Source organism: Rhizobium indigoferae, from assembly GCF_034554815.1.
GTDB classification, from domain to species: Bacteria; Pseudomonadota; Alphaproteobacteria; order Rhizobiales; family Rhizobiaceae; genus Rhizobium; species Rhizobium leguminosarum.
In genome coordinates, this window is record NZ_CP140636.1 from 300745 (window position 1) to 312522 (window position 11778).

Here is an 11778-nt window from a genome sequence, read left to right on the forward strand (position 1 = left end):
ATTGCGTGGAGACAAAGAGATAGAGCATTTCCGTGATTCGGAAAAAAACGGAAATGCGCTAGCCGTCGAACTCGGGATATTTGCGCATCAGATCCACCTCGCTGGTGCAGCTGTCGTCGCGCGCCGCCAGTTCGATCGAGATCGTGTCGGCAGGATCGAGCCGGCCATCATCGTGATGACTGTCATCATCGTGATGATTGCCATCATCGTGATAGACGGGAATGCGCGCGCCGCTTTGGCTGACCAACACGGCATCCCGCTCGAAACCCCTCTGCAGCAGCCAGTCGCGCGGCGCCATCAGGCGGATGTCAACCTCGTAGGAGTGCCCCTTCCCTTGCTTGAGGCTGACGGTATAGGTGACCGGCGACACCTGGCCGTTCACGTCGATCGCGCCGTTTCCATCGGCTTTGACGATGTGTTTTTCCATGTTCTCGGCTCCTTCTCATGTGCGGGCGGTGTGAAGGCTTTCCCATCGGGAACCTGACAAAACCGGCTTTTGTTCCCGAATCCGGGCTTGCAAGCCATGCCCGCGGCCGGAACTTTTGGGCGCCGTACCGGTTCAATCCCTTTGAAAATCAAAGGAGGCTGAGATGCCGAAAGGTGACAAATCCGACTATACCGACAAGCAGAAGCGCAAAGCCGAGCACATCGAGGAAAGCTACGAAGAGGGCGGCGTCTCCGAGAAGGAGGCCGAACGGCGTGCCTGGGCGACCGTCAACAAGGAAAGCGGCGGCGGCAATAAATCCGGTTCCGGCCGCGGCAAGAAGGACACGCATGAATCCTCCGAAAAGGGCGGCCGCATCGGCGGCGCGGCATCCGCCGCACGCTCGAAGGAGGAGCGGTCCGCCTCTGCGAAGAAGGCCGCTGCGACGCGCAAGCGAAACGAACACCATACCCACCACTGATTGGAAATAGGACAGGCGGTGACTTGCCGCTGACCGCATCCCGCAAAAGGATTTTCGACATGGCCAAATCGAAGAAGAAATGGTCGCAGGACGTTACCGAACACAGCGATGCAATGGACCTGAAAGAAGGCGTATTCAAATCGGACGATCCGAAGAAGATTGCCCGTTCCGTCAAGCACTCCGCCGAAGAGAGCGATCGCCGCAAGTCGAGCCCTTATCGCGCCGCCATGTCGATGCTGACCTTCTACATCAACCGCGCTGGCGACCAACTGACGAATAGGCGACGCGGCACTCTTGAAAAAGCCAAGGACGAATTGCGAAAAGACTTCGGTCGTCAACCGAAGGATTGAGCAGCCATGGCATACGAGCTTTATTATTGGGACGGCATTCAAGGTCGCGGCGAATTCGTGCGGTTAGCTCTGGAAGAAGCCGGCGCCGACTATATCGATATCACCCGCCAGCCCGGGCGTGGCACCAGCGCCATGATCGACATCATGGAGAGTGAAAGCGAACCGCATATTCCTTTCGCGCCACCCTTCTTGAAGGACGGCGACCTCATCATCTCGCATGTCGCCAACATCCTGTTTTACCTCGGTCCGAAGCTCCGCCTTGCGCCTGAGGACGAAGGCCTTCGCCACGTCGTCAACGGCCTGCAGCTGACCGTCGCCGATTTCGTCGCCGAAGTGCACGACACGCACCATCCGATCGACATGTCGCTCTATTACGAGGACCAGAAGGACGAGGCGAAGGCTCGCTCAGCCGCCTTCATCCGCGAACGCATTCCGAAATTCCTCGGCTATTTCGAGCGTGTGCTGCGGCAGAACCCGAAGGGTCGCATTCATATAGTCGGCGGTGCGCTGACCTATGTCGACCTCTCGCTTTTCCAGGTGATCGAGGGGCTGACCTATGCCTTTCCGAAAGCCATGGCAAACCGCAAGGCCGAATATCCCGCGCTGCTGGCTCTGCATGATGCGGTAGCGAAACGTCCGAACATTGCCCGCTATCTCGCCTCCCCCCGCCGCCTCGCCTTCAACGAGGAAGGGATTTTCAGGCATTATCCTGAGCTCGACAGCGCGGGATGAGTTAACAGCCGTTCACTCGAGTGGCACGGCCGCATCAAAGAAATTTCCCCACGGGTCCTTCGGCCGGGTCTCCAGCCGATGCGGCACGTTGCCGAGTGTAAAAGCGGCCGGACCGCTGACCTCGTCCAAATCGGGCCAATCGAGCGGCATCGAAACCGGCGCACCCGGTCGTGCCCGCGTCGAATAGGCCGCGACCGCCGTGTTGCCGCGGCCGTTGCGGAGATAGTCGATGTAGATATGCCCGCCGCGTTTTGCCTTCGTCGCGGTTGCCAGATATTTCTCCGGCGCATCGGCCGACATGCTTTCGGCCAGCGAATGGGCGAAATCCTTCACCTCCGCCCAGCCGGCCTTCGGCGAAAGCGGTGTCACCACATGCAGCCCCTTGCCGCCTGATGTCTTGACGAAGGCCGCCAGGCCACGGGCTTCCAGCCGCGCCTTCAATTCAATCGCTGCTGTTATGACAGCGCTCCAGGCTACGTCCTCGCCAGGATCGAGGTCCATGGTGATCATATCGGGTTTTTCCCAATTGTCGGTCGTTACACCCCAGGGATGAATTTCGAGCACGGCCGATTGCACCAGCGCCACGAGACCGTTGAAATCGGCGATGCGCAGCAGCTTTTCGCCGTCCGCATCCTGCGGGTCGGCGATCTCCTCGATATGCGGATTCATGCCCTTCCAGGCATGTTTCTGGAAGAACCGCTGTTGGCTTTTTATCCCGTCCGGCAGACGCAGCAATGCCAACGGCCGATTGACGACATAAGGCACCATGAATGGCCAGACCGCCGCGTAATAATCCGCTAGCGCCTGCTTGGTTACGCCCTCATCCGGCCAATAGAGCCGGTCGGGATGGGTCAGCGATACATCTGCTGCCGGCGGATTTCTGGGGCTCATTCTTCGATCTCGCTTGTGAGGAAATCAAGTAGCCTGTTTTCCTCGGCCCGCAAGCCCCGCAGCGGCTCGTTGCCATTCTCGATCAGCGGATGATCGTTGCCGGCGAGCGCGATGATCGCGGGATGGATATAGCTCGAGCGCGAGATCGCCGGTGTGTTGTGCAGCGCCTCGGCTGCGGCTTCCGACATCTGCTTTACCGTCGGCCGGCCGCCGCCGACAATCGTCTCGCGCGCCGCTCCGAAGGCCGCCAGCGATCCGGCCCAGGTGCGGAAGGTCTTCGCCGAAATGGGAATCCCCGATATCTCGGCCAGATAGGCGTTCAACCGGCCGGAATCGATTGGCTTCAGCGCGCCGCTTTCATCCTTCCAGACGAAGAGCTGGCGGCCGGGCAGGTCCGCTATCTCCTCCAGGATCTTCTGCAGCCTGGGATGTTTGAGACTGCGCTGGACACGCTTGCCACCCTTGGCGCGGAATTTCAGCTCTATCTGCCCGTCGACGATCTTCAGGTGGCGCTTCAGCAGCGTCGTTGCACCATAGGTGCCGTTCTCCCTGACATAGGCCTGGTTGCCGACGCGCAAATGCGCCTCGTCAAGCAGGGTCGTCAAAGCCGCAAGCACGCCGTTGACATCCTCCGCGCCGGTGGCGAGATGGCGCAACACGGTGCGGCGTATGCGAGGCAACGCCCGACCGAATTCGATCAGCTGATGGAATTTTCCGGCACTTCGGAAAGATTGCCATTCCTTGTGGTAGCGGTATTGCTTGCGTCCGCGCGCATCGAAGCCTGTCGCCTGCAGATGGCCGTTCTCGTAGAGGCAGATCCAGACATTTTCATAGGCCGGCGGCAGACCGAGCGCGCCGATGCGCGCCCGCTGCAATTCGTCGGCAAGCGTCGTGCCGTCGGGCAGCACGTAGCTGAAGCCCTTGCCCTTCCTTCGTCTGCGGATGCCTGGTTCAGTATCGCTGACATAGACGAGACCAAGGTCGGTGATGGCTTCGGCATTCATGGTCTCTGCTACTTGCTCCTGCGGCCGAACTGGAACCAGCGGCGGCGCTCGGCTTTTGTCGCGCCCTTCGGCGGCTCGGTCTGTCCCTTCGGCGCGAAGACCGCCACGCTCTGGGCATAGACGATGACCGGGTTCTCCGGCTCGTGCACCTCGAAGGCATCCGTCTCCGTCCCCGTGTCGAGAACCCGCGACCACTGCTTCAGCCCATTCACGACAGGCAGGTGCACCTCGCAATCGCCGCCGGCATTGAAGATGAGGAAGAGGTCGTCCATCGTCTCGGTGTCTGGGGCATTCACGCTCCTCGAGACATAGACCCCGAGCACCTGCAATCCGTCGTCGTTCCAGGCCCCATCGTCCATGAAACTGCCATCCGGCTTGTACCAGGCGATCTCGATGCGGCCGTCCTCGGCAGTCTCGCCGGTCAGAAACCGCTCTTGCCGCAGGACGGGATGGGCCTTGCGGAATGCGACGGCCTGTCGGCAGAAATCGAGGAAGGGGTCGTCGAGCCCCGACCAATCCGTCCAGCCGATCTCGTTATCCTGGCAATAGGCGTTGTTATTGCCGCCCTGGCTGTTGCCCACCTCATCACCGGCAAGGATCATCGGAACGCCCTGGGAGAGCATCAGCGTCGCCATCATGTTGCGCCGCCGCCGTGCCCGAAGGCTGTTGATGTCCTCGTTATCCGTCACACCTTCGGCACCCATATTGTCCGAATGATTGTCCGAATGTCCGTCCCGGTTATCCTCACCGTTCGCGTCATTGTGCTTGTCGTTGAAGGAAACCGTGTCCATCAGGGTGAAGCCGTCATGGGCCGACAGCAGATTGATCGATGAGGTCGCGCCGCGATCCGAGTGGTTGAACTGTACCGCCGAGCCGGTGATGCGCTGCGAGATCTCCGACACCATGCCGCCGTCGCCCTTCCAAAAGCGGCGCACGTCGTCGCGAAACTTGTCGTTCCACTCACGGAAGGGATGCGGAAAACCACCAACCTGATAGCCGCCATCGCCCACGTCCCAGGGCTCGGCGATCAGCTTGACGCCGGCGAGGATCGGATCCTGGCGGATGGCGCCGAAGAACAGGCCCTGCCGGTCGAATTCCATATCCTGGCGGCCGAGCGTGCTGGCAAGGTCGAAACGAAAGCCGTCGATATGCATGACGCCGACCCAATAACGCAGGCTGTCGAGCACCATGCGCATCACCATAGGATTGGCGGCATTCAGCGTATTGCCCGTGCCCGTCGTATCGAAGGTGTGGCGCGGATCATCAGGGGAGAGGATATAGTAGCTCGCATTATCCAGCCCACGGAAGGAGAGCGTCGGACCTTTCTCGCTGCCCTCGGCGGTGTGGTTGTAGACCACGTCCATGATGACTTCGATGCCGGCGGCATGGAACTTCTTCACCATGGTCTTGATTTCGGTGATCTTGTCGCCGGACATGTAGCGCGATTGCGGCGCGAAGAAACCGAGTGTCTGGTAGCCCCAATAATTGCGTAGGTTGTTTTCCAGGAGATAGCGATCGTCGAGGAAATATTGGATCGGCAGAAGCTCGATCGCCGAGATGCCGAGCTTGACGAGATGATCGATGATCGGATCGCTGCACATGCCGAGAAAGGTGCCACGCAGCCGGTCCGGCACCTTCGGATGCGTCATCGTCAGGCCGCGCACATGCGCCTCGTAGATGATCGTATCCGGCCAGGGACGGCGGATCGCCTCTTCACCCGCCCAATCGAAATCCGGATCCTGCACCACGCCCTTGACCGTGAATGGCGCGCTGTCGCGCTCGTCGAAGGAAAGATCGTCTTCGCCGATCTGATAGCCGAACAGCGCGTCATCCCATGTCAGCTCGCCGGTGACCTGTTTGGCATAGGGGTCGAGCAGCAGCTTGTTCGCATTGAAGCGATGGCCGGCGTTGGGATCATAGGGACCATGGGCGCGATAGCCGTAGACCGTGCCCGGTCCGACGCCGGCGATATAGCCGGACCAGATATCGCCTTCGCGCTTCGGCAGCGGCAATCGCGCCACCTCCTTCTTGCCATCAGGCGAGAAGAGGCAGAGCTCAATCTGTTCTGCATGCGCTGAGAATACCGCGAAATGGGTGCCCGAACCCGTATATTCCGCCCCGAGCTCCGGCTTGAGGAAGTCGAGTTCCGAAAATGAATAGCTCATAATGCCCCGCTCGATAAAAAGACCATGCGGGAAACGTAACGGCGGCTCGAAAGTTCCCTTGCCTCGCAAGGGAAGATCTCTTGAGGAGGCGGAGATTAAGGCATCAACTGTCCGCCGTTAACCTCGATAATCTGGCCGGTGATGTAGCCAGACAGCGTCGGCGAGGCGAGGAAGAGATAGGCCCCGACGCAATCCTCCGATGTGCCGACGAAGCCCATCGGGATCGATTTGCGCTGCAGTTCCATCTGCTCGTCATTGGTATAACGCTCATGGAAGGGTGTTGCGATAACGCCCGGCGCCACCGCGTTGACACGGATCCTGTCGGCGACGAATTCCTTGGCATGACCGCGGGTGATCGTCGAGACGAAGCCCTTGGATGCCGCATAAAGGATCGCACCATTGCCGCCGCCATTGCGCGCGGCGATCGAGGTGGTATTGATGATGAAGCCGCCCTGCTTCTTCAGCCAGGGATGCGCCGCACGCGTTGCCGCCAGCACCGAACGGGCGTTGAGGTCCATGACCGCGGCATAATGCGCGTCGGTATACTCCGAAGTCGGCTTGCGCCCCAGCATGCCGCCGGCATTGTTGATGAGGCCGTCGAGATGACCGAAGGTCTTCGCCGTCTCCTCGACGACACGCTCGGTCTCGCCTTCCCTCGACACGTCGCCCTGGATCAGATGCACCGTGCCGCCGGCAGCCCGGATCTCGTCTGCAAGTTTTTCCGCCGGCTCGCGGCTGGCATTGTAATGCACACCGACCTTGGCCCCTTGAGCCGCAAAGGCGCGGGCGAGTGCCGCGCCAATACCGGTCGAGGCGCCGGTGATCAGCACGGCCTTGCCGGACAGGTCCGGCAGCTTGATGGATGCGAGCGATTGCGCAAGTTCGACCATGGCGACGATAGCCTCCCGAAAAACCAAGGACATAGGTGATGAAACGAATAGGAGAAGTATCTAGGGGAAATCGATGAAGGGCAATGCACGAAAGAGCGAGATTGCATCGCCATAGGAGCGCTGGGCGGTCTTCATACAAGCGGCCATCGTCACCGACGGCCGCCTGAGATTGCGTGCGAGCACCGAAAGGGGTCTCGTTACGGAGCCACGCCAAAGGCCGGCTGTGGTTTCTGGTGGGCGACAGGCGGGAATGCCAGCGCTATTGCCGCCGCCCCCAACCCGACCATTGCGGAGCCAATGAACAGCCAGGAATAATTGCCGAAAGTGTCGAATATCCAGCCGCCGACGAGAGGGCCGAAGGCCATGCCGAGGCTGGAGAGCATCGTTGCAGCACCGAAGACGGTGCCGATGATGCGCGGCCCGAAATATTCCCGCGCCAGCACCGCATAGAGCGGCATCACACCGCCATAGGCACTGCCGAAGACGATGGCGAGCGCATAGAATTCGCCGAGCCGGCTGACCAAGAGATAGGTGGCAAGTGCTGCCGCCTGCACCAGCAGCCCGGCGACGAGCACCGGCTTCACCCCGATCCTGTCGGCAAGGCTGCCATAAAGCAGCCGGCCGCCCAGTCCAGCCAGGCCCTCGACGCTGTAGATACTGACGGCCGCCATAGGTGCTACGCCGCAGATCGTCGCATAGTTCACCATGTGGAAGATCGGCCCGGAATGCGCTGCGCAGCAGGCTGAAAAGGTCAGGCCAAGCACGATGAATTGCGGCGATCGAAATACTTTCGACAGCTGCGGCCGAGCGCCGTCGGCCGCGAACTCAGTTCCGGTATCGGCGGTCTCGACAGGCGGGCGCCTGACGAGAAGCGCGGCCGGCACCAGCAGCACCCAGGCCGCGACACCGATGATCAGCATGGCCGGCCGCCAATCATAGGCCGAGATCAGCCAGCGCGCGAAGGGTGAGATGGTCATCGGCGCGACACCCATGCCGGCGGAAACCAGCGACACCGCAAGGCCGCGGTTTTCGTCGAACCAGGCGGTCGTCGCCGCGATCATCGGCGCGAAAAACGTGCTGGCGGCCAATCCGACGAGGATACCGTAGGTCAGCTGGAACTGCAGCAGCGTCTCGGCGCGGCTCGCGAGGACCAGCGCCAGGCCGAGCAGCACCGACCCGATCAGCACGACGACGCGGGGGCCGAAGCGATCGCTTGCCGCACCCCAGAAGAATCCGCCGAAGCCCATGACGATGAAGTTCAGCGTCATCGCACTCGCTATGCCGACATGCGACCAGCCGGTCGCCGTTGCAATCGGCTCCTGGAAAATCGCCAGCGAGAACATCGCGCCGAGCGCAACGCATGTCATCAAAGCGCCCACAGCGACGATGACCCAACGATAGGAAACACTCATGGCTTCATAACCTCCATGCCGACAGAGTGATCGCGACGCATGCGGCAAGCCTGCCACATTTCGCGCCTGCAATCCAAAGACGTTTGAAGCGCTGCAAATTGGACAGCGCACTCACATCTTTTTTCGTCGTACTTAGAGGGTGCGAAACATCACCAATGCGTCGACATAGCCCTGCGTCGGATGAAGGAACACGCCAGGGAGCCGGCCGACGATATCGAAGCCGAGAGACTGCCACAGCGCGACCGCACGTTCATTGCTGCTGACGACGAAATTGAACTGCATCGCCCGAAAGCCCCGCAAGCGGGCATGTTCCAGGGAATGCTCGTGCATCATGCGGGCGACGCCCCGGCCGCTGGCGGCAGCGTCGGTCATGTAGCCGCAGTTGCAGACATGCCGGCCGCCGCCTGCCTGATTGGCCTTGATGTAATAGGTGCCGAGGATCACGCCATTCTCTTCGGCGACGAAGGTCTCGCGATCCGGTCCCATCCAGTAGGCGAGCGCATCGGCCTCAGTCAGATCGCGATCGAGCGCATAGGTTTCGCCGGCGCGGATCGTCGGACCGATGATCCTCCAGATGGCGCTTTGATCATTCTCGTCTGCGGGTCGGATCAACATGCCCGATTTCTACAGAAGCCTGATATGGCGCGCAACGGGTCGAAAGCCTCCGCGAACGCCGGCAGCGTCCCGTTTTCAACCGACCTCAAACCCTTTCAAGCGCAACCGCGATCCCCTGCCCGACACCGATGCACATGGTCGACAGCGAATATTTTCCACCGGTCTGCAGAAGTTCGAATGCCGCCGTGCCAGTGATGCGTGCGCCCGACATACCAAGCGGGTGGCCGAGCGCGATCGCGCCGCCATTGCGGTTCACCCGCGCGTCATCATCGGCAATCCCGAGCGCGCGCAGCACCGCCAGTCCCTGGCTGGCGAAGGCCTCGTTGAGTTCGATCACATCGAACTGCTCCGCGGTCATGCCGAGCCGTGCCATCAGCTTGCGCGAGGCCGGGATCGGCCCGACACCCATCACCCTTGGCGGAACGGCGGCGGCCGCGCCACCAAGGATACGGGCGATCGGCGTCAGGCCATATTTCCGCGCCGCCGCTTCGGAGGCGACGATCAGCGCCGCTGCCCCGTCATTGACGCCGGAGGCATTGCCAGCCGTCACCGTGCCGCCTTCCTTCTTGAAGGGCGTGGCGAGTTTCGCCAGCGTTTCGATCGTCGTCACGCGCGGATGCTCGTCCTTGTCAATGATAACGGGATCGCCCTTGCGCTGCGGGACGGTCACCGGGGTGATCTCCTTTGCCAACCGTCCGTTCGCCTGGGCGGCAGCCGCCTTCGCCTGGCTTCGCACCGCGAATGCATCCTGGTCTTCGCGACTGACATGATAGTCTGCGGCGACGTTCTCACCCGTCTCCGGCATCGAATCGACGCCATATTGCTTCTTCATCAGCGGGTTGACGAAGCGCCAGCCGATCGTCGTGTCGTGGATTTCGGCGGCCCGTGAAAAGGCCGTCTCGGCCTTCGGCATGACGAAGGGCGCGCGCGACATGCTCTCGACGCCGCCAGCGATCATCAGCTCGGCCTCGCCGGAGCGGACGGCGCGCGCCGCCGTGATTACGGCATCCATGCCGGAGCCGCAGAGCCGGTTGATCGTCGTGCCCGGAACACCGATCGGCAGGCCGGCAAGCAGGGCCGACATGCGCGCGACATTGCGGTTGTCTTCGCCCGCCTGGTTGGCGCAGCCGAAGATCACGTCATCGACAGCTTCCCAATCGACGGCGCTGTTGCGTGCCATCAATGCCTTCAGCGGGATCGCACCGAGGTCGTCGGCGCGCACCTGGGACAGCGAGCCGGCGAAGCGGCCGATCGGCGTTCTGACATAGTCGCAGATAAAGGCTTCGGTCATGGCTTTTCCTCAGAGTTTGGGGACGACGAGGTCGCCGACGGGGCCCTCGACGTGCAGCGGCGCACCGGTCATGGCCTGCAATTCCTCTTGCGACATAGCGGCCAGCTTCTCGCGCAGAACGAAGCGTTCCTTCACGATGTCGATGACGGCATGGCTGGTATAGATGCGGGTGATGCAGCCAACGCCGGTCAGCGGGAAGGTGCATTTCTCCACCAGCTTCGGCTCGCCTGTTTTGGTGACGTGCTCGGTGATGACGCAGACCTGCTTGGCACCATGCACGAGGTCCATGGCGCCGCCAACGGCCGGCACCCCTTTGCTGCCCACCCGCCAGTTGGCGAGATCGCCATTCTGGGCGACCTGATAGGCGCCGAGGATCGCAACGTCGAGATGGCCGCCGCGCACCATGGCGAAGCTGTCGGCGTGATGGAAGAAGGCGGCACCCGGCTTCAGCGTCACCGCCTTCTTGCCGGCGTTGATCAGGTCCCAGTCTTCCTCTCCTGCCGCCGGCGGCTCGCCGAAATTCAGGATGCCGTTTTCGGTGTGGAAGATCGCCTGACGGCCGGGCGGCTGATAACGGGCGACCATTTCGGGAAAGCCGATGCCGAGGTTCACATAGGCGCCATCGGCAATATCCTGCGCGGCGCGCCAGGCGATCTGCGCATTGGAAAGCTTGATGTCTTCACGAGTGTCGATGGTCATACGTAGGCCACTCCGGCTCGAATGAGCTCTTCTTCCTGCTGGGGACTGGGGACGGCGACAACGCGGTTGACGAAAATACCAGGTGTCACCACATGTTCGGGATCGATGCCGCCGGCCGGCACGATGGATGAGACCTGGACGATGGTCTTCGCCGCGGCCATGCACATCAGCGGATTGAAGTTGCGGCCGGCCTTGTTGTAGGTGAGGTTGCCCTGGATATCGCCGATCTCGGCCTTCACGATCGCGAAGTCGGCCTTCAGCCAGCGCTCCTGCACGTAGTGACGGCCTTCGAATTCGGCGATGACCTTACCGTTGGCCAGTTCGGTGCCGTAGGCCGTCGGCGTATAAAAGGCCGGGATGCCGGCCCCGCCGGCGCGGATGCGCTCGGCAAGCGTTCCCTGCGGCACAAGCTCGAGCTCGATTTCGCCGGCCAAATATTTGTCGGTGAAGGCGCGCGGATCCGACGAACGCGGGAAAGAGCAGATCATCTTCCGCACCATGCCGGCATCGATCATCGCGGCGATACCGATGCGCCCGTTGCCGGCATTGTTGTTGATCACGGTAAGGTTTTTGGCGCCCTTGTCGATCAAGGCATGAATGAGCTCGATCGGCGCGCCCGAGCCACCAAAACCACCGATCATGACGGTCGCGCCATCACCGATCTCAGAGACGGCTTCCGCCGTGCTCCCGACTGTCTTGTCCATGCGGGATCTCTCCTTGGCTATGCGATCGGGAACTCTCCATCCCGTCCTCTGGGGTAGACATAAAGAGCGGCGGGCCAAGCGGCAATGTATTTGTGCGATATTTGACATTTGTTCATATAT

At 61.5% G+C, this 11778-nt stretch carries 13 protein-coding genes; 3 read left to right on the plus strand and 10 right to left on the minus strand.

Translation table 11 applies throughout. From position 1 onward, the window contains the following. Nucleotides 1–58: 58 nt before the first annotated feature. Nucleotides 59–427 (minus strand): hypothetical protein, encoded by a 369-nt coding sequence (locus U5G49_RS25230; protein ID WP_193446650.1) that lies wholly within the window; start codon nucleotides 425–427, stop codon nucleotides 59–61. A 163-nt stretch (nucleotides 428–590) separates the two neighbouring features. Between U5G49_RS25230 and U5G49_RS25235 the strand changes: the two genes are divergently transcribed. Genes U5G49_RS25235 through U5G49_RS25245 form a run of 3 tightly spaced genes read left to right on the plus strand, consistent with a single transcriptional unit; the run spans nucleotide 591 to nucleotide 1987 of the window. Continuing rightward, the gene (locus U5G49_RS25235; protein ID WP_193446649.1) at nucleotides 591–905 is read left to right on the plus strand and encodes a plasmid stabilization protein; all 315 of its coding nucleotides are present in this window, start codon (nucleotides 591–593) and stop codon (nucleotides 903–905) included. 59 nt (nucleotides 906–964) lie between these two features. After that, complete coding sequence (locus U5G49_RS25240) at nucleotides 965–1255, plus strand: DUF3175 domain-containing protein (RefSeq protein WP_193446648.1); 291 nt, start codon at nucleotides 965–967, stop codon at nucleotides 1253–1255. 6 nt (nucleotides 1256–1261) lie between these two features. Then, nucleotides 1262–1987 (plus strand): glutathione S-transferase, encoded by a 726-nt coding sequence (locus U5G49_RS25245; RefSeq protein ID WP_193446647.1) that lies wholly within the window; start codon nucleotides 1262–1264, stop codon nucleotides 1985–1987. Between the two features lie 12 nt (nucleotides 1988–1999). On the opposite strand, the gene ligD is transcribed toward U5G49_RS25245, so the two are convergent. The 9 genes from ligD to U5G49_RS25290 all read right to left on the minus strand — a co-directional run bounded on the left by ligD (nucleotide 2000) and on the right by U5G49_RS25290 (nucleotide 11658). Next, nucleotides 2000–2878, minus strand: a complete 879-nt coding sequence (gene ligD / locus U5G49_RS25250) for a non-homologous end-joining DNA ligase (protein ID WP_018246434.1) — start codon at nucleotides 2876–2878, stop codon at nucleotides 2000–2002. Then, nucleotides 2875–3882 carry a DNA topoisomerase IB gene (locus U5G49_RS25255; RefSeq protein WP_193446646.1) on the minus strand — a complete coding sequence of 336 codons (1008 nt, stop codon included), beginning with the start codon at nucleotides 3880–3882 and terminating at the stop codon, nucleotides 2875–2877. Before U5G49_RS25255 ends, ligD begins: the two co-directional genes overlap by 4 nt. 8 nt (nucleotides 3883–3890) lie before the next feature. After that, nucleotides 3891–6047 carry a glycogen debranching protein GlgX gene (gene glgX, locus U5G49_RS25260; protein ID WP_018246432.1) on the minus strand — a complete coding sequence of 719 codons (2157 nt, stop codon included), beginning with the start codon at nucleotides 6045–6047 and terminating at the stop codon, nucleotides 3891–3893. Between the two features lie 95 nt (nucleotides 6048–6142). Next, complete coding sequence (locus tag U5G49_RS25265) at nucleotides 6143–6937, minus strand: SDR family NAD(P)-dependent oxidoreductase (RefSeq protein WP_024319955.1); 795 nt, start codon at nucleotides 6935–6937, stop codon at nucleotides 6143–6145. Nucleotides 6938–7134: 197 nt separating this feature from the next. Continuing rightward, the gene (locus U5G49_RS25270; RefSeq protein WP_193446645.1) at nucleotides 7135–8349 is read right to left on the minus strand and encodes an MFS transporter; all 1215 of its coding nucleotides are present in this window, start codon (nucleotides 8347–8349) and stop codon (nucleotides 7135–7137) included. A 132-nt stretch (nucleotides 8350–8481) separates the two neighbouring features. Further along, nucleotides 8482–8964: a GNAT family N-acetyltransferase gene (locus U5G49_RS25275; protein ID WP_112908607.1), complete on the minus strand. Its 483-nt coding sequence runs from the start codon at nucleotides 8962–8964 to the stop codon at nucleotides 8482–8484. A gap of 85 nt (nucleotides 8965–9049) precedes the next feature. Beyond that, complete coding sequence (gene pcaF / locus U5G49_RS25280) at nucleotides 9050–10255, minus strand: 3-oxoadipyl-CoA thiolase (RefSeq protein ID WP_193446644.1); 1206 nt, start codon at nucleotides 10253–10255, stop codon at nucleotides 9050–9052. A 9-nt stretch (nucleotides 10256–10264) separates the two neighbouring features. After that, nucleotides 10265–10954 carry a CoA transferase subunit B gene (locus U5G49_RS25285; RefSeq protein WP_193446643.1) on the minus strand — a complete coding sequence of 230 codons (690 nt, stop codon included), beginning with the start codon at nucleotides 10952–10954 and terminating at the stop codon, nucleotides 10265–10267. Continuing rightward, nucleotides 10951–11658 (minus strand): 3-oxoacid CoA-transferase subunit A, encoded by a 708-nt coding sequence (locus tag U5G49_RS25290; RefSeq protein WP_115156816.1) that lies wholly within the window; start codon nucleotides 11656–11658, stop codon nucleotides 10951–10953. Before U5G49_RS25290 ends, U5G49_RS25285 begins: the two co-directional genes overlap by 4 nt. Between the last annotated feature and the right edge of the window lie 120 nt (nucleotides 11659–11778).